Below are 17,408 nucleotides of genomic sequence, written 5' to 3' on the forward strand. Positions count from 1 at the left end.
ACGCAGGTCCATCTGGTAGTGATGCAATTGCATCTTTCAATTAATTATCATGCAATAATCAATTTTATGCGGTATTAGCTATCGTTTCCAATAGTTATCCCCCGCTACCAGGCAGGTTACCTACGCGTTACTCACCCGTTCGCAACTCATCCAAGAAGAGCAAGCTCCTCTCTTCAGCGTTCTACTTGCATGTATTAGGCACGCCGCCAGCGTTCGTCCTGAGCCAGGATCAAACTCTCATTAAAAAGTTTGAGTTCGCACTCATTACTGTCCACTGACAGATTTATTTTCGTTTTTTTGACAGGTTACATATCTCTATGTCACCCTGCACTTGGTTCGTCTTGTTCAGTTTTCAAAGGGCTTTGTCTTTCGCGACAACTATATTAGTATATCACCTATACCACCCAACTGTCAATACCTTTTTAAATCTTTTTTTATTTTTATTTAATAAAAAAACTTGATAGTCGAACCTGTTCTATTAAAACAGTTAACAACTCATCAAGCTTGATTATTATAAAATCGTATTATCTTGAAAATCTTTTAAGTGATTTTTCAAATCTTTGAGCATGGCTCTTCTTCCTTTAAAACGCTCATTGCTCATCAATCGCTGGTAGTTATCCAATCCGACATCATCAAGAGTTCTTTTATAATTGTCAATCGCTTCTCTGAAGGCAACTAACTCATCTAGAAACAGTTCTTTTGATTTTAGTCGATGACCAATCTCACTCACTTCTTCATAAGGCTGGCGGTCCAATTTGCGCTTTTGACTTTCTTGTTTGCGAATTTTATCATGTATATGATTTCTGAATTTTGTTTTGAAATAACGATAGAGTTTTTCTTCATCGTTTTCAATTCCTTTTTCTTTAAGTAGAAGTTCGTATAAAACTAACATCCCTTCTTGCTCCCAATCACTATGTTCCCACAAATGAATATAATAGTCTTTCTTACACTTCCAAACTATCCATTTCACCTTCTCATAAGTAGTTCTAAAATCCATAGTTCCTCCTTAAATTTTACTTGGCTTAATTCTACTGTAAATAGAAAGCGAGGTGGGCTTTTTCTTCTAAAAAGCATATTTTAGGGGCTCTTCTGACTCGAATAACTGTTTTTAAGTCATTTCAGGCACATATTTGGTCATTTGGGAGGATTGTGCGAAGTATAAAAGCAAGAAAAAAATCAAATGCTTACACATTTGATTTTTTAAACCTAGCTCCGGCAGTAGGACTCGAACCTACGACATCATGATTAACAGTCATGCGCTACTACCAACTGAGCTATGCCGGATAATATAGTCCGTACGGGATTCGAACCCGTGTTACCGCCGTGAAAAGGCGGTGTCTTAACCCCTTGACCAACGGACCATTTCTTGTCCTTCTGCAGAACATATTCCATTATATCAGCTTTTCTTCCTTTGTCAATAATTATTTCAGAAAAAGAGAAAAAAGTTGGAATTACTCCAACTTCTTCTACTCAGAACTTTTTTCTTCCATTTTCGTTTTAATTTCATCATAAGAAAGTGCATGAGCTTCTTTGTCTAATTCAAGTTCAGACTCTTCTGGCATTTTGCCAGTTTCATACAATGATTTAATCTGATTGCTATCCAAAGTTTCATATTTAAGAAGCGCTTCAGCAATCAATTTATGAGTTTCGCGATGGGACTGGATAATCTCTGCAGCTTTGTTACGAGCTTCATTAAGAAGTTCTCTTACTTCTTCGTCAATCTCATATGCAGTCTGTTCTGAAATTGATTTTTGAGGACTGGCTGCACCAAACATAGCATGGTTTCCTTCGTATTGAACCGGACCAAGTTTTTCGCTCATTCCATATTCTGTTACCATACTGCGGGCCATCTGAGTTGCCTGTTCAAAGTCATTAGAAGCACCTGTTGTTTGAACATTAAAGATAATCTCTTCAGCCACACGACCACCCATAAGACCAGCTAATTGCTCTTTCATATCTTCTTTAGATAGAAGCATTTGGTCTTCCTTGGGTAGGGCAATCATATATCCGCCAGCGCGTCCACGAGGGACGATGGTTACTTTATGTACGACACGCGCATTTGATAATACCAAACCAACAATAGTATGTCCAGCTTCATGATAAGCAACCATTTGACGATCACGTTCAGAAACCATCTTATCTTTCTTAGAAGGTCCTGCAATTACCCGGTCTTCCGCTTCATCAATATCATCTGCATCAATGACTTTCTTGTTACGACGAGCAGCAACCAAAGCAGCTTCATTCAAGACATTTTCCAAATCAGCACCAACAAAACCTGGTGTCTGCTGAGCAACTAGTTTCAAATCAACATTTTTAGCCAGCGGCTTATTCTTAGCATGAACACGAAGAATAGCTTCCCGACCTTTAACGTCAGGACGACCGACCAAGACTTTTCTGTCAAAACGGCCAGCACGCAGCAAGGCTGGATCCAATACATCCGAACGGTTAGTAGCCGCAATGATAATGATTCCTTCATTGCCTTCGAAACCATCCATTTCAATCAAGAGCTGATTGAGGGTTTGCTCCCGCTCATCGTTACCACCGCCAAGGCCAACACCACGCTGACGACCGACTGCATCGATTTCATCGATGAAGATAATAGCAGGAGCTGCTTTTTTCGCATCTTCAAACAAAGAACGGACACGGCTTGCTCCGACCCCAACAAACATTTCTACAAAGTCGGAACCTGAGATACTGAAGAAAGGAACACCTGCTTCTCCAGCAACTGCCTTAGCAAGCAAGGTTTTACCAGTTCCTGGAGGGCCTTCCAGAAGGACACCGGCAGGAATACGAGCACCTAGTTTGGTGTAACGTTTCCGATCTTTCAAAAACTCAACAACTTCTACAAGTTCTTGTTTTTCTTCTTCGGCACCAGCTACATCCGAGAAACGAACTTTAATATCTTCTTTGTTAGCAGCACGCGCTTTATTGCGCCCGAAATTCATGGCACCGCGGGCACCGCCGCCACCACCTTGATTCATCATGGACATAAAGAAGAAAATGACAATCACAAAAGGAACGATGGAAGTGAGGATTGTAATCCACATTCCGCTTGAACTTTCACGCTTTATGCTGATTTCAGTGTTATGCTCAGAGGCTAATTTTTGTAAATCAGAAATTGTAATATCTGACGGTAAAATAATACTTGTGAATTTCTCTACTTTAGAAATGTTTGGAGTGAAAAATAAAATCCCTGTATCTTCTTTTGATTCCTGAGGTGTTTTGTAAGTACCTGAAATCTCGACGACACTGCCATTTGGCTGGTAGCTCATCTCTGTGACATTATTTTCCTTAATTTCCTTCACTAATTCTGTGTAATTGATTTGTTGACTGCGACCACCAGTATCTCCTGAGAAGAAATACTGAAACCCTGTCACTAGGACAACAATAATCAGAATATAGAGAAATGGATTTTTTATAAAACCATTGTTTTGCTTATTTTTCATCTATTAATAGTAAACCTTTATTTTGTATAAACTTCTTCTTTCAAAATACCAATATATGGAATATTACGATAGTTCTCATTGTAATCTAATCCATATCCAACAACAAATTCATTTGGAATTGTGAAACATGTATAATCAGCATCGATTTCAACAATACGCCCTTCTGGCTTATCCAAAAGTGTAGCAATTTTTACTGATGCAGCATTTCTTTCCTTAAACAAATTGCACAGATTTTTTAAAGTCTGACCAGTATCAATAATATCCTCAACAAATAAAATATCACGTCCTGTGATATCTTGATCAATGTCTTTAATAACATTAATGACACCTGAGCTAGCAGTACCACCATGGTAGCTGGAGACCAACATAAAATCAAGCTCAATATGTGTATCAATATGCTTGATTAACTCAGCCATAAAAGGCACGGAACCTTTTAAAATTCCAACAAAAATTGGATTTTTACCTTGGTAGTCTTTGGTTAATTGCTGACCAAGCTTTTTTGCAGCATCCACGATTTCATCATGGGAAATCAATATTTTTTTGATATCTTGTTCTAGCATAATTTTACCCATCTATTTTCTGAATATAAAGTACAGTACTCATTATATCACTTTTTAATGCCTTACTCAAATCACTGACAGCAATATTTAAGATTGCTAAAATTTGATGATTTTGTTCCACTATTACAGATGAATTCCGTTCTTCAAAGGAAACCTTCTTATCAATAAAAAGACGACGAAGCTTTTTGTGATGACCATTCAGCAAAATACTGTCTCCTTCTTTTCGGAAACGGAGTGTCAGCGAAGTTTCACGCGAAACAAAAATTTTCTGGATATTTTCACCGCTCAAAGGAATCCCAAATGAAAATCGATAATGCCCAAACTCAATCAGATTCTCAAATTCTAACAAAATTGAATCCATTTTTAAATCGGGCTTACGACTGATTTTTTTAATTTCAAAACGCTGGTAATCCTTAACAAGCTCATAGTCTTTTTTCAAAGTGTGCTGATAATTGGCCTTAGTCCGCAGGATGTTCAAAACCTCCTCAAACTGCTGCTTGCTCAGATTCAGCCCAGGAAAATTTTCGAGATAGTTCTGCAATAGAAAACGTTGAACCTGGGGGATTTGCTGATGAAAGACTTGGACATTTTCTATATCTAAATCTCTGGTCAAGTGAGACAAAGCGGTCTGCCAATCTTCAATTTCCTTTCCCAGATACCGCAAAGAATCCTTAAATTGTGGGTTTTCTTTTTCTAGATCCGGCAGATAAAGATTGCGAATTCGATTTCTGAGATAATCATTTTGAAAATTACTGCTATCTTCAAAATACTGAATATCCGGAAAGTCTGACTTATGAAAAGTAAGCAAAGGACGAATCAGCTCCCCACAAGCAAAAGGCTGGACAGCTTTCATGCCGGACAGATGACGAAGTCTAGCTCCACGCAGCAGCCGCATAAAAACAGTCTCAGCTTGATCATCTGCGTGGTGGGCAGTTACCAGAGCTGTATAGTGCCCCTCCTGCATCACTTTCCCGAAAAAATCATAACGAAACTGCCGAGCAGCATTTTCTGAAAAATTACCAGAAAAACTTGATGTAAAAATCTTTACACCAAGCTGTTCCGCAATCTTTACCAATGCCTTTTCTTCTTGATCTGACTCTGGCCGCTGTTTGTGATTGACATGAGCAATCGCAAGCTCGATAGCCAGTTCTTTTTGAGAAACAATCAACAGCTGCAGCAGTGTCATAGAATCCAGTCCACCTGATACAGCAATCAAAACTTTTCGATGGTCTTGGAAATACTTTTTCTCCTGCATTTTTTTAAGAAATTCTTGCTTAATCATTTCAGGACTCCATAGACATCGTCTGCTATCTGAGAAATGTTATCGTAGTTTGAATTATTAGTAAAAATGACAATGATAAAAGGGGAATCTGCATAGACAATCGCTGCATCGTGCTTAAAATCATAGGCGTCACCAATTTTATGAGCCACTTTAACATCTATATTTTTAGAAATCCGCTGATTATCATAATTTGTCTGAGACAAGGCATCGATAATCATACCATTTTGCTCATAGATCGCTTCCAAAACATTTCCAGCCATACGTGAAGATGCTTGTCTTTCTTCCACATCCCATTTCTTTCCAGCTATTTTATTGATCGTCTGCTGAAAATTTTTATCAGATTGATTGGTCGCATAATAGCCTAAAATATTGTGGGCGACATTATCTGATTCTTTGGCCACTCTATTAATCAAATCCTGAACTGAATATTCCTTGTCATCAGCTGACTTAGCAATGCTGCCACTTCCTTCTGGTTCGTAAGCACCTGCAAAATCATTGACTGCTCCAATATACTTGAACTTCTGATCTAACGAAAGTTTTTTCTGATCCAGCTGTTCCTGCACATAGTAGAGATAGGGCAGTTTTGTCACACTGGCCGAATACATCTCTTGATCTTGATTGATACCTGCTTCTTTGCCTGTGTCCAGCTGCTTCACATAGATAGAGTAGTCCGCCTTGTTGTACTTACTACTCAGAATTTCTTGAACTTTGTCCATTCGATTATCAGTTTCATCCAGAAATTCCATAGAAACCCAGCCCTGTCCTTCAACCTGAGCATAAGTTCCTTTGACTGTCTGGACAATTTGGACAATGTTTACTTTTGTATATGGGGCTACTGTTGCATTGATTTTTTTAGCTCCGTTGATATTGGCTTTATCATAAAGAATAAAGCCTGGTTTCAGCCACATTTCTTGATGGATATCTTCAATTGACTGGACAGTATCTTCGTAAATTGTGTTTTTGTCCGCTATCACAAACTGCCCATTTTTCAGTTTGAAAATCGGGACTTCTTCTTCATTTACATAAAATCCTGTTATCTGGATAGGCTGGTCTGGAACTAGCTTTCCAGCAGTTTTACTCAGAGTAGAATCTGTAAATGTAGGAGTTTCTTCATAAACATTAGGATTTGTCGGGATGCTATCATAATAGCGTCCATACGCAGTGCTTGTAAAATGATATTTTTCTTCCTCGTCTAATACGAAATCTTTTTCGGTACTAATAACTGTGATACTGCTAAATAAAGCTGGCAGCAAAAATATCAGTAACAAAAACTTACGCATGTTTTCCCCTTTCCTTTTGATTTTCTTGAAGTTTCAAAGCTTGATTTTTTTCAGACAGTTCTTCTAATTTCTCATCTGAAAAGGCCAAGAACTGCTCAATTGTTTTTAGTAAATCTTCCATAACTACTGCGGTAATAAATCTGGGATAGTATAAATGTACTCACCCTCTTTTGAAAAAGAGTATTTAGCGCGTGCATACTTAGCAGCATAGCTGTCATCTTTTAACTTTGTTGCTATATCAGATTGATAGACCTTTTCTTCGCTGAGTGTCTGATATTTCTCCTGGAGTTTAGAATACTGTTCACGACGCTGCAGCAAGGTTTGATAACTCTGGTACAAATTATAGGTAGGTAAAATAAATAAGAGGATCACCAAAATCAGAACCCAGCCCATAAAACGGTTGCGTTTTCGCCGTTCCTGATCCACATATCTGCGGCGTTGATTTTCATCTTGAATAAAACGATTATTGAGTTGGACGATATTTTTAGGCATCTTCTTCTATCCTTGTTTCACTGACTATTTCGTACATTTTAGCTGCATCTTCTTTTTTGGTACTATCTTTCATCTCCAGAACCTTTACAGTCAAGAGTTTATTACCAAAGCGTACTTCAACCAAGTCATCCACTTTCAAATCTGTTGAGCTCTTAGCCAAGATACCGTTCACTTTTATCCGGCCCTTGTCAGCTACTTCTTTAGCCACTGGACGTCGCTTGATAATCCGTGACACTTTCAAATATTTATCTAATCTCATCCTATTACCTCATTTTCTCTTAATTTATTATTCTACCATTTTTTGAGAAAAATAGAGCTTAAAAAGCCAAACTTCACTGAATTGTAACCTTTATTCTGCCTTGCGGTGTTTAATTTCCAGCATCTTTTCTCCAAAATTAACTAGACCTTCTAAAATCTCATAATCTTTTTTGTTCTTCACATCAAAAATCACTTCAATCAAGCCATTTTTTTCACCAATTCGAGCCTTTAAATTCGTCATCGAAAGTGCTTCAAAATAGTCCTGCGTTAGATAAAGCTGCTGCGAAATTTTCTCAAAATGAATACTTACTGCATTCTGCTGGCGTTCCACTGACTTTACAAATGCCTGATCTAAATAAGACTTAGCAAGTCCAATCTCCAACAGATAGGCTACAACATCAGGATACTCCCCAAAGCGATCAATCAATTCATTTTGCAGATTTTCATAGTTTACACGGCTGTCAATCTCACGAATTCTCTTGTAAATTTCAATTTTCTGTCTTTCATCAGAAATATAGTCACTAGGCAGATAGGCATCAATCTGCAGATTAATCTCTGCATTGCTCTTTTGACGCTTGTTTTCTCTACCCTGCTTTTTAGCAATGGCTTCTTCTAGAAGCTGTGAATACATTTCAAAACCAACAGAATCAATAAAGCCAGATTGCATACTTCCTAAAATATTGCCAGCCCCTCGAATAGACAAATCTCGCATGGCAATCTTAAATCCAGAACCTAACTCTGTAAATCCCTTAATAGCCTCTAGACGCTTTTCAGAAACTTCTGTTAGGATCTTATCTGGTCTGTACATCAGATAAGCGTAGGCAATCCGATTACTGCGGCCAACCCGTCCACGAAGTTGATACAAAGTTGACAGCCCCATATGGTCAGCATTTTCTACAAACAAAGTATTGGCATTTGGGATATCAACTCCAGTTTCAATAATGGTTGTGGTCACCAAAATATCGTATTCTCCATTGATGAAATCCAGTAAAGTATTTTCTAAACGAATCTCACTCATTTGACCATGAACATAGCCTATAGAAGCTTCTGGGATTAACTCTCTTAATTCCGAAACTTTCTTTTCAATTGTGTCAACCTTGTTGTAAAGATAGTAAACCTGTCCACCTCGGTCTATTTCACGTAAGACAGCTTCTCGAATTACTGTAGGATTGCTTTCTAAAACATAGGTCTGAACAGGATAGCGATTGGTAGGCGGGGTCTCAATGACTGACAAATCGCGTATCCCCAGCATAGACATATGAAGAGTTCGAGGAATAGGAGTTGCTGTCAAAGTTAAGACATCAACTTTCTTTTTCAATTCTTTTAATGTTTCCTTATGTTTAACTCCAAAACGCTGCTCCTCATCAATGATGATTAAACCTAAATCCGCAAATTCTACATCTTTGGATAAGAGTCGGTGGGTTCCAATGATAATGTCAACCTGTCCCTTCTGCAGCTTCTCCAGAGTCTGTTTTTGTTCTGCTTTACTCCTGAAACGGCTGAGTACCTCGACATTAACCGCAAAATCATTAAAGCGTTCTTTAAAGTTAGTATAGTGCTGCTGGGCTAAAACCGTTGTTGGTACTAATACAGCCACCTGTTTATGATCGTTGACAGCCTTAAAAGCAGCCCGCATAGCTACTTCTGTTTTTCCAAAGCCGACATCACCAACTAAGAGCCGGTCCATTGGACGACTGCTTTCCATATCCTTCTTCACTTCCTGAATACTTCTTAGCTGGTCCTCTGTTTCAACATAGGGAAAATCATTGTCAAATTCCTCTTGATTAGAATCATCCGTTGAGAAAGCAAAACCTTTTAGCTGGCTGCGTTCAGCATATAGTTTAATCAAATCATCCGCAATATCCTGAACCTGATGCTGAACTTTTTGCTTACTCTTCTGGAAGCGACCGTCATTTAGCTTATTTACCTTAGGTGTTTTTCCATCGCTGGCAACATACTTTGATAGGAGATCAATCTGGTCAACTGGAATCGAAATACGATCAGAATTTTGATATTGAATTGTCAGATAGTCACGGTGGACGCCAGAGATTTCAATCGTTTCTATCCCCAGATAACGTCCTATCCCATGAATATTATGGACAACATAATCCCCTTTTTCTAGCTCATTATAATCTTTCAGTCGTTCAGCATTTGAGATATTCTGACGCCGGATTTTTCGTTTTATTTTTTTATGAATAATTTCGTACTCTGTAATAAGAACAATTTTCTCATCTACGAAATTAAAGCCTTGAACAAGATTTCCTTCTATAAGCTGAACTGCATTTTTGTGAATCTCAGCCTCTTTTATATAGTCTAAATGAATATCATATTCCTGTAAATTTTTATGTAAACTTTGTAAACCTGCTGAAGAATTCGCTTGTAAGATTATTGTATAGCCAGATTTTTTATAACGATTAATTTCTTCCTTGAGCAAAGGAAACTGACTGAAAAATTCTTGCATTGGGTACTGATTGAATTGATACAAAGCATCAAATTTCAGATTTCCCAAACCTTTTTGAAAGCTTGAAAAGAAGGTTGCTGGTTTATATTGACGATAATCTTGATACTTATCTGCAAAATATTTCTGACTTGATAAAGCTTTACAATTTTGTAAATCATCTGTCAACAAGCTAGCTGTTTCCAGTTCAAATTGAGCATGTCGATCCACAATTTTTTGAAAATCATCAAAAAACACAGGACTATGAACAGGCAAGTAGTCTAAAATAGTCCATTCTTTCTGATAAAAATAAGAAAGGAATTTACGAATATCTGCATGATGAAACTCCTGTTTGGAACTGATTAGTAATTCTTCTAAGTAAGATTTCAAAGCAGGATCAACAGCTTTTTCTAAAATAGCTTCCAGATTTTCCCGTCCTCGAGCATAATCTTTCTCAGAAAGCAGGATATCAGAAGCAGGTTTAATCAAAATACTTTCTATGTTATCAATTGAAGTTTGATTTTCTGGATTGAAAATCCGAATACCATCAATTTCATCGCCAAAAAACTCCAGACGATAAGGTGCCTCTGCTGAGCGCTCAAAAATGTCTAAGATGTCTCCTCTTAGACTATATTCTCCCTGACTTAAAACTTGAGACACCTTCTTGTATCCTGTTCTTGACAGGATCTTGACAAGATTGTTTAGGTCATATTCTTGTCCAACTGTCAAATTTATGTTGATCTTTTTAAAATCAATGGGATTAGGCAAGAGTAATTTGCTAGCCGCTACATTAGTAACTAGAATTCCAGACTTTTGATTATCTATTAAAAAGTTTAGAGCATCTAATCTCGAAAATATTTTCTCCTGTGAGGCAAAGACAAATTCTGCTATAGGAGTATCATCTGCTAAGAAAGTATAGACCTTGTCTTCTCCCAACAAAGAAATCAAATCGCTAGCCAAACGATCTGCTTCATTTTGACTAGAAGTCAGCACAAGGATTTTCTCTGCTTCTTCTAATCCAGCCGCTATAGTAATTGCTTTTGTTGATGCAGACAATCCCATTATCAACTGTCTGCTGTTTTTATGGAGATTTTTCTTCCAATCTGAAATTTGCTGGTTTTGATAAAATAAGTCAATCAGGTTCATTTTATTATCCATTGTATTTCTGCATAGTTTGTTCAAAATTGCCTGACTGTAAATAATAATTTACAGCATTGTCAACCTTATCAAGAGTCTTCAGAATTGTTATATAATCATCTGTATCAAATTTTCCTAGAACATGGTGAACCACTGTCATGCCTTCTTTAGGACGGCCAATCCCTATCTTTATCCGTTTAAATTCTTGACTTCCAATGTGTTTGATAATAGATTTAATACCGTTATGGCCACCAGCTGAACCCTTGCTGCGCAAACGAATCTTACCAACTTCCATATCCAAATCATCATAGATGACCAATAAATCCTCTATATCTAAACCATAGTATGCTAGTAAAGCTTGAACGGCCTTTCCGCTCTCATTCATAAATGTAGTTGGTTTGACAAAATAAACTTTTTCACCATTTAGAAAAGTAGAGGCGATATCTGCTTGAAAGATTTTATCAGCTGTAAACTTTAAATCAAGATCTTTACAAATCTTGTCAACTAGCATAAAACCAATATTATGCTTGGTTTCGATATATTTTTCTCCTGGATTTCCCAGACCGACTATTAACTTTACCATTTTTCTCCTTTATAAAAGCCAAAAGGGCTGGAAAAAATTTTCCAACCTAGAATTTTTAAACTTTACAAATACTTTACACATTAAATCTAAATTCCATAATATCGCCATCTTGAACGATATATTCTTTTCCTTCTTCGCGCAAACGTCCAGCTTCTTTAACTGCTTTTTCGCTACCATAGTGCACTAGGTCATCATAAGACATAGTGACTGCTCGAATAAAGCCTTTTTCAAAGTCTGAGTGAATAATGCCAGCTGCTTGCGGAGCTTTCATTCCACGCTTAAAGGTCCAAGCACGCACTTCCTTTTCACCAGCTGTAAAGTAGGTTCCAAGTCCCAACAGATGATAAGCTGCTCTGGTCAGTTTATCCACACCTGATTCTGTCAAGCCGATAGCTTCCAGAAATTCTGACTTATCTTCATCGTCCAATTCAGAAATTTCTTCCTCTGCACGCGCTGAAATGACAACAACTTCAGCTTTTTCTGTAGCTGCAAATTCACGAATCTGTTTCACATAGTCAATATTATCTGGATCAGCTACCTCATCTTCACTGACATTGGCCACATAGAGAACTGGCTTAGTCGTTAAGAGAAAGAGCCCTTTGACAATTTTTTGTTCTTCTTCTGTGAATTCAATTGTGCGAGCTGACAGACCATCTTCCAGGACAGGCTTAATTTTCTGTAAAACATTAAATTCTGCCACTGAATCCTTATCTTTTTGGGTCCGAGCCATCTTCTCTACACGCGCATAGCGTTTGTTAATACTTTCTAGGTCTGCTAAAATCAATTCTAGATTAATGGTCTCAATATCAGCCATTGGATCTACAAATTCAGACTCACGACCTTGTTCCCGCATGACATTTTCATCATCAAAGGCACGTACTACATGGACGATAGCATCTACTTCGCGGATATTGGCTAAGAATTTATTCCCTAGTCCTTCTCCTTTTGAAGCACCTTTCACAATTCCAGCAATATCAGTAAATTCGAATGTTGTTGGAACTTTCTTCTGTGGTTTGATGAGTTCTGTTAATTTATCCAAACGAGCATCCGGAACTTCTACCCGCCCGACATTTGGATCAATTGTCGCAAAAGGGTAATTAGCTGCTTCTGCACCTGCTTTTGTAATTGCATTAAATAAAGTTGACTTACCAACATTGGGTAAACCAACGATTCCTGCTGTCAAAGCCATTCTTATCTTCTCCATTCATCTTTTCAATCCAAACCATTATACCATAAATCCTTATCCTAAACAGCGGATTTAAGTTATTTTTTCTAGCTTTCTTTACAAAAATGTAAAATAAATTGAAGAAAAAAATGGTATAATATAGCTAATATTCTTATTAAAGGAGTCTCTAATGAAAAAGAATACTTTCAAAACACTTTTTCTTTCCTTCCTTACGGTTTCCGCTTTGTTTGTTTTAGCTGCCTGCAGCAGTCCTAAAAAAGCTTATTTCCAGCTGATTGACCAAAATACTAAGCAAGATAGCCGCATCACTGTTGAATATAAAGGTGATGAGCTTCTTATAAACGAAACAAACAACACCTTCTACTATAAACCAGTTGGCTTGACAAAAGACACTGCTAAAGAGCAGACAGAAGCCTATGCTAAATCTATTGAGGGTATCAAAGGATTAACTCATAAAATTGAGTACAAAGATGATTATTTAACTGAAAAACTGACAATTGATTTTAGTAAAGCTGATATTGAAGAACTACAAAGTAAGCAGCTTCTTCAAACATCTGGTAATCAAAAAGCAGATTATATCAGCTATAAAGAAACTGCTAAATTACTCGAAAAAGCAGGTTATAAAGAAGTTAAAGACGGTAAATTTGAAGATCTTAAATAAAAGCAAAAGGGATAGGACTAAAAAAGTCCTATCCCTTTTTGATTGAAAAATAAGAAAATCAAATCTAAATCTGCCGTTCAGCAATGCAAATTAGTTTTCCACAATTGTATTTACGATGATTTTTAGTTCAATCAATTATTTTCTTCATTTTTCTTTCAAAATCGTGACGACTCATCATCACAAGATGTTCACAATTGGTGCAACGAATTTTGATATCTGCACCAACCCTTGTGATTTCCCAGCGATTCGCATTTTTCCCAGTCGCTTTAATAGTGCAGGCATGCGGCTTTTTCATTTCTACAAAATGACCAATTTCATACATTTTCTTTCTCCTTTCAAGGAACTAGCATAGTTCAGGAAGAAAACTTAAGCATCTATCATACTTTGTAAATGAAAAGAGCTTAGAACCAAGAATTAAAAATCTTTAACTTGGCCCACTGCTTTTCATCTTAATTAGTTCTGACAGGTGTAATTAGCTGAATAAAGTTTTCTGTGTCTTCACTCGGTACCAAGGTGAAAGGACGAACGGATGAGATAAAACTAATCGTTACTTTTTCACTGTCAATGGCCTTCAAAGCATCGATCAGATAAGTTGGATTAAAGCTAATGGTCAAATCTTCGCCAGTTACACTTTCTGTATCAATTTCTTCGTTAACACGGCCAACCTCTGGTGAATTTACATGGGCACTGACAATACCGCCTGCAATCTCCAGTTTAACTGTTCCATTCTGTGTAGCATTAGACAAGAGACGAGCGCGTTCCATAGCTGCACGTAAATCAGAAGTATTAAAAGTAAGGACACTCGTAAATTCAGTTGGAATCAAACGATCTGTATCTGGATAATTTCCTTCTAAGAGGCGGGTGTAGAAGCTGATATTTTCGCTTCTGAAAAGAATTTGATTGTTAGCAAAGAAAACCTCTACCGTTTCAATTTCATCGGTAAAAACAGCCGTAAATTCACGTAAAGAGCGACTTGGAATGACTACGTCAAAATTATCTCCGTTTTTCTCTAGAGTAATTTTCTTTTGACTCATTCTGTGGGAGTCTGTCGCAACTGTTTTCAAAGAACGGTTATCTGTCAAAACAAAGTGAACACCAGTTAAAATTGGACGGCTTTCCTGAACACTGGCTGCAAAGGCTGTTTCGTTAATGACATCTTTGAGAATTTTTGTTTCAAGAACCAAGGGATTGCTGGCAGAAATTTCCTGGATTCGTGGATACTGGTCAGCGTCTTTTCCTTTCAGGGTAATCTCTGATTTGCCGCTAGTCAAGACGATTTGTTTTTGTTCAATTTCTTTAAAATCCAAAATAATATCTGGCAGGCTAGAAACAACATTAATAAAGAAAGTCGCTTCTAATAAAATTGAGCCTGTTGAGTTGACAAGCAAGCCTGCATTTTTATTTTGAGTAGAAATAAAGTTTTCAATTGACACTTGACCATTTGAACCGATTAAGGTGATTCCTTCTTTGGTAACATCGATTTTCACAGTAGAAAGAATAGGAATTGCATTTTTATGACTGATAGCCCTTTTAGTGGTATTTAAAGCTTGTAAGAAGAGATTTTTATTAATAGAAAAATGAATCATGGGATCTCCTTTTTATTTATTTATGATTATAAGATTAATAGTAATAGTAGTTTGTGTGAATTATGTGGAAAAATAGCTTCGTCCTTATTCTAACAAGTTTTGAGACTTGTTCACAAAGTGTGGATAAGTTTTGAAAAAATTCTGTAGTTTTCCACACGCTATTTTATTTTATTCTTGATGCTTTCAATTTCTAAACGCAAATTGTCGTCTGATTCAATCATGGTTTTGATTTTTCCATGTGCATGGATAACAGTCGTATGATCTTTCCCGCCAAATTCACGACCAATTTTAGGCAGACTGTTGTCAGTCAGCTCACGAGTCAGATACATAGCTACCTGCCTAGCTAAAACGATATTTTGTACTCGGCGGCTACCTTTCATCTCTTTGACACTAACACCATAGAATTTCCCAACTTCAGACTGAATCTTATCAATCGGGATAACTGTTACCTGGCTTGAATCCTGCTTGCGTGCTCGAATAGCCTCTGCTGCGATATCAATAGTGATTTCTTTTAGATGTCGAACTCTAGCGATGAGACTGATATCATTCAAAGCGCCTTCCAAGTCGCGGACATTGGAGTCGAATTGTCCTGCAAGATATTCTAAGGTATCATTCGGGAAAATATAATCTAAGTCTTCAATTTTGTTTCGCAGAATTGCAATGCGTGTTTCAAAATCTGGCGGTGTAATATTCTGAGTTAATCCCCATTTGAAACGTGTTACCAAGCGTTCTTCCAAATTGTCCAGATGATCAGGACTGCGGTCGCTGGTTAAAACAATCTGTTTATTTTCACCATGAAGAGCATTGAAAGTGTTGAAAAATTCTTCCTGAGTTGAAACTTTTTTTCCTCCCAAAGATTGAATGTCATCAATCAGCAGAAGATCCAGACTACGATAGATTTTTTTAAAGCTATCCATCTCTCCCAATCTTAAATGTTCAAGGAAGTCGTTAATAAAGGTTTCAGCCGGTATATACTTGACACGCGCATCTGGAATATTTTCTAAAATTTGATTGCCAATAGCATTTAATAAATGAGTTTTGCCTAGGCCAGGTCCTCCATAGATAAAAAGAGGATTATAGGTTGTGGCTAGATTCTCAGACACCGCCAAGGCAGCAGCTTTAGCCCAGATATTTCCGTCTCCCTGAACAAAATTGTCAAAGGTATATTTTGACTTTAATCCAGTATCAATAGGTGGCAAGCTTGGCTGAACAGTGCTGATTTGAGGACTGGTTACTGCAGATTTCGGAGTTTCAGTGTTAGTTTCTTCTTCAAAAATATACTTTCCCGCAATCTGATCATTAAAAATCTCAAATCCTGCAGTAAGAATAACTCCTACTAAGTTTTGTTCCCAAAATAGTTGTTTCACTGGACTATCTAGGAAAATAATAGCTTGTTTTTCTTCAACTTTAACAAGCTTGGCTTCAGCAACAAAGAAATCATAAGTTGTCTGTTTTAGCTGAGCATGAGCCAATTCTAAAATACGATTCCAAAAGTCCTGTTCTTTGGTCATAACTTCCCTCCTTTTCTATAATTTTCTGATTCATACGCATCTTATTTTATCATAAAGGTTCAAAGTTTTCCACAAGAACTGGAAAAGAATTCACATTGTTAGCTGAAGTTATCCACAGAATGTGAATAAAGCTAAAATTTCTTATTTTAATAAGCTTCCTAATTAATTTAACAGTGGATAATTTTGTTATTTTTAAAAAAGAAAATAACAGTTTTATTTAAAACTGTTTATAATTCTTTGATATTCTTCTTCGCTTTCAAAAGGAATAATCAGCTTTCCTTTACTCTGGTTTTTTAACTGAATAGAAACTTCCAGACCGAGAATTTTTTTAATTTTTTCCTCTTCAGATTTAGCAAATAGTTCTTTATTAGGTTTCTTTTTGAGACTCTTTTTTTGCTGAAGAAGCTTTTCGACTGCTCGAACCGATAAATCTTCTCTACATATCTTTTCCAGCCATAGTAACTGTTCCTCTTCTTTCAAGGGAACCAGCAGGCGAGCATGTCCTTGAGAAATCTCTTCTTCCTTTATAGCTTGACGAACTTCTTTGGATAATTGTAAAAGTCTGACAATATTGCTAATATAGGGTCTAGATTTTCCCATGATTTTAGCAATTTCATCATGTGTCAAGCCTTTGTCAATCAAATTTTGATAAGACTCAGCCTCTTCTATAGGATTCAAGTCTTCTCTTTGAAGATTTTCGATAATAGCCTGTTTCAGCATTTCATCATCAGATAATTCTTTTACGACAGCTGGGATTGTTTCTAGGCCAAGAAAAGAGGCAGCTCTAAATCTCCGTTCTCCTGCTAAAATTTCATAACCAAAAAGTGAAGATTTCCGAAGAATGATTGGCTGAATGAGACCATTTTCTTTGATTGATGACGCTAATTCCTCAATCTTTTTTTGTGAAAATTGTTTACGAGGCTGATAAGGATTGGTTCGAATGTCTTTAAGTGCAATATATTGAAAGTTTTCCATTTGTATATAGAATA

The 17,408-nt window shown here is 36.9% G+C and carries 16 protein-coding genes, 2 tRNA genes and 1 rRNA gene; 1 reads left to right on the plus strand and 18 read right to left on the minus strand.

Features of this window, described 5'->3' with window-relative positions; genetic code table 11:
* The 14 genes from K4I03_RS09075 to ychF form a co-directional block, all read right to left on the minus strand.
* Window positions 1-245: ribosomal RNA gene (locus K4I03_RS09075) — 16S ribosomal RNA — on the minus strand; the annotation flags it as partial.
* A gap of 266 nt (window positions 246-511) precedes the next feature.
* The gene (locus K4I03_RS09080) at window positions 512-997 is read right to left on the minus strand and encodes a sigma-70 RNA polymerase sigma factor region 4 domain-containing protein (protein ID WP_002894314.1); all 486 of its coding nucleotides are present in this window, start codon (window positions 995-997) and stop codon (window positions 512-514) included.
* Between the two features lie 213 nt (window positions 998-1,210).
* A tRNA-Asn gene (locus K4I03_RS09085) sits at window positions 1,211-1,284 on the minus strand.
* 5 nt (window positions 1,285-1,289) lie between these two features.
* Window positions 1,290-1,361 (minus strand) — tRNA-Glu (locus K4I03_RS09090).
* A 105-nt stretch (window positions 1,362-1,466) separates the two neighbouring features.
* On the minus strand, window positions 1,467-3,446 hold the full coding sequence (ftsH, locus tag K4I03_RS09095) for an ATP-dependent zinc metalloprotease FtsH (protein WP_002894312.1): 1,980 nt from the start codon (window positions 3,444-3,446) through the stop codon (window positions 1,467-1,469).
* Between the two features lie 17 nt (window positions 3,447-3,463).
* Complete coding sequence (hpt, locus tag K4I03_RS09100) at window positions 3,464-4,006, minus strand: hypoxanthine phosphoribosyltransferase (RefSeq protein ID WP_032909165.1); 543 nt, start codon at window positions 4,004-4,006, stop codon at window positions 3,464-3,466.
* Window positions 4,007-4,010: 4 nt separating this feature from the next.
* Entirely contained in the window at window positions 4,011-5,288 is a 1,278-nt protein-coding gene (tilS, locus tag K4I03_RS09105; protein WP_002899506.1) for a tRNA lysidine(34) synthetase TilS, read from the minus strand.
* The gene (locus K4I03_RS09110) at window positions 5,285-6,568 is read right to left on the minus strand and encodes a serine hydrolase (RefSeq protein WP_002918029.1); all 1,284 of its coding nucleotides are present in this window, start codon (window positions 6,566-6,568) and stop codon (window positions 5,285-5,287) included. The genes tilS and K4I03_RS09110 overlap by 4 nt, the downstream gene beginning before the upstream one ends.
* Window positions 6,561-6,689, minus strand: a complete 129-nt coding sequence (locus K4I03_RS12560) for an SP_0009 family protein (RefSeq protein WP_002916259.1) — start codon at window positions 6,687-6,689, stop codon at window positions 6,561-6,563. Before K4I03_RS12560 ends, K4I03_RS09110 begins: the two co-directional genes overlap by 8 nt.
* Before the next feature lie 2 nt (window positions 6,690-6,691).
* A complete protein-coding gene (locus tag K4I03_RS09115) occupies window positions 6,692-7,060 on the minus strand; it encodes a septum formation initiator family protein (RefSeq protein ID WP_002899511.1) in 369 nt (122 codons plus the stop codon).
* The gene (locus tag K4I03_RS09120) at window positions 7,053-7,319 is read right to left on the minus strand and encodes an RNA-binding S4 domain-containing protein (RefSeq protein WP_002894302.1); all 267 of its coding nucleotides are present in this window, start codon (window positions 7,317-7,319) and stop codon (window positions 7,053-7,055) included. The genes K4I03_RS09115 and K4I03_RS09120 overlap by 8 nt, the downstream gene beginning before the upstream one ends.
* Window positions 7,320-7,409: 90 nt before the next feature.
* Window positions 7,410-10,913 carry a transcription-repair coupling factor gene (gene mfd, locus K4I03_RS09125; protein WP_227964934.1) on the minus strand — a complete coding sequence of 1,168 codons (3,504 nt, stop codon included), beginning with the start codon at window positions 10,911-10,913 and terminating at the stop codon, window positions 7,410-7,412.
* The gene (gene pth, locus K4I03_RS09130; protein WP_125348528.1) at window positions 10,906-11,475 is read right to left on the minus strand and encodes an aminoacyl-tRNA hydrolase; all 570 of its coding nucleotides are present in this window, start codon (window positions 11,473-11,475) and stop codon (window positions 10,906-10,908) included. Before pth ends, mfd begins: the two co-directional genes overlap by 8 nt.
* 73 nt (window positions 11,476-11,548) lie before the next feature.
* Window positions 11,549-12,664 (minus strand): redox-regulated ATPase YchF, encoded by a 1,116-nt coding sequence (gene ychF / locus K4I03_RS09135; protein ID WP_125348572.1) that lies wholly within the window; start codon window positions 12,662-12,664, stop codon window positions 11,549-11,551.
* A gap of 166 nt (window positions 12,665-12,830) precedes the next feature.
* Here ychF and K4I03_RS09140 point away from each other — a divergent pair, with 166 nt between their 5' ends.
* Window positions 12,831-13,322 carry a DUF1307 domain-containing protein gene (locus tag K4I03_RS09140; protein WP_125348529.1) on the plus strand — a complete coding sequence of 164 codons (492 nt, stop codon included), beginning with the start codon at window positions 12,831-12,833 and terminating at the stop codon, window positions 13,320-13,322.
* A gap of 127 nt (window positions 13,323-13,449) precedes the next feature.
* Here the strand turns inward: K4I03_RS09140 and K4I03_RS09145 are convergent, their stop codons facing one another.
* The 4 genes from K4I03_RS09145 to K4I03_RS09160 all read right to left on the minus strand — a co-directional run bounded on the left by K4I03_RS09145 (window position 13,450) and on the right by K4I03_RS09160 (window position 17,394).
* The gene (locus K4I03_RS09145; protein WP_227964936.1) at window positions 13,450-13,644 is read right to left on the minus strand and encodes a DUF951 domain-containing protein; all 195 of its coding nucleotides are present in this window, start codon (window positions 13,642-13,644) and stop codon (window positions 13,450-13,452) included.
* A gap of 127 nt (window positions 13,645-13,771) precedes the next feature.
* A complete protein-coding gene (gene dnaN, locus K4I03_RS09150; protein WP_227964937.1) occupies window positions 13,772-14,908 on the minus strand; it encodes a DNA polymerase III subunit beta in 1,137 nt (378 codons plus the stop codon).
* A 158-nt stretch (window positions 14,909-15,066) separates the two neighbouring features.
* Window positions 15,067-16,419: a chromosomal replication initiator protein DnaA gene (dnaA, locus tag K4I03_RS09155; RefSeq protein ID WP_125408296.1), complete on the minus strand. Its 1,353-nt coding sequence runs from the start codon at window positions 16,417-16,419 to the stop codon at window positions 15,067-15,069.
* A gap of 213 nt (window positions 16,420-16,632) precedes the next feature.
* Window positions 16,633-17,394: a ParB/RepB/Spo0J family partition protein gene (locus tag K4I03_RS09160; protein WP_227964939.1), complete on the minus strand. Its 762-nt coding sequence runs from the start codon at window positions 17,392-17,394 to the stop codon at window positions 16,633-16,635.
* Between the last annotated feature and the right edge of the window lie 14 nt (window positions 17,395-17,408).

The sequence above is a fragment of the Streptococcus sanguinis genome (genome assembly GCF_020729725.1).
Classification (GTDB): Bacteria; Bacillota; Bacilli; order Lactobacillales; family Streptococcaceae; genus Streptococcus; species Streptococcus sanguinis_V.

Coding starts and splice junctions, on each gene's coding strand:
- K4I03_RS09080 (WP_002894314.1), bottom strand. CDS start 997: ATGGATTTTAGAACTACTTATGAGAAGGTGAAATGGATAGTTTGGAAG.
- ftsH (WP_002894312.1), bottom strand. CDS start 3,446: ATGAAAAATAAGCAAAACAATGGTTTTATAAAAAATCCATTTCTCTAT.
- hpt (WP_032909165.1), bottom strand. CDS start 4,006: ATGCTAGAACAAGATATCAAAAAAATATTGATTTCCCATGATGAAATC.
- tilS (WP_002899506.1), bottom strand. CDS start 5,288: ATGATTAAGCAAGAATTTCTTAAAAAAATGCAGGAGAAAAAGTATTTC.
- K4I03_RS09110 (WP_002918029.1), bottom strand. CDS start 6,568: ATGCGTAAGTTTTTGTTACTGATATTTTTGCTGCCAGCTTTATTTAGC.
- K4I03_RS12560 (WP_002916259.1), bottom strand. CDS start 6,689: ATGGAAGATTTACTAAAAACAATTGAGCAGTTCTTGGCCTTTTCAGAT.
- K4I03_RS09115 (WP_002899511.1), bottom strand. CDS start 7,060: ATGCCTAAAAATATCGTCCAACTCAATAATCGTTTTATTCAAGATGAA.
- K4I03_RS09120 (WP_002894302.1), bottom strand. CDS start 7,319: ATGAGATTAGATAAATATTTGAAAGTGTCACGGATTATCAAGCGACGT.
- mfd (WP_227964934.1), bottom strand. CDS start 10,913: ATGGATAATAAAATGAACCTGATTGACTTATTTTATCAAAACCAGCAA.
- pth (WP_125348528.1), bottom strand. CDS start 11,475: ATGGTAAAGTTAATAGTCGGTCTGGGAAATCCAGGAGAAAAATATATC.
- ychF (WP_125348572.1), bottom strand. CDS start 12,664: ATGGCTTTGACAGCAGGAATCGTTGGTTTACCCAATGTTGGTAAGTCA.
- K4I03_RS09140 (WP_125348529.1), top strand. CDS start 12,831: ATGAAAAAGAATACTTTCAAAACACTTTTTCTTTCCTTCCTTACGGTT.
- K4I03_RS09145 (WP_227964936.1), bottom strand. CDS start 13,644: ATGTATGAAATTGGTCATTTTGTAGAAATGAAAAAGCCGCATGCCTGC.
- dnaN (WP_227964937.1), bottom strand. CDS start 14,908: ATGATTCATTTTTCTATTAATAAAAATCTCTTCTTACAAGCTTTAAAT.
- dnaA (WP_125408296.1), bottom strand. CDS start 16,419: ATGACCAAAGAACAGGACTTTTGGAATCGTATTTTAGAATTGGCTCAT.
- K4I03_RS09160 (WP_227964939.1), bottom strand. CDS start 17,394: ATGGAAAACTTTCAATATATTGCACTTAAAGACATTCGAACCAATCCT.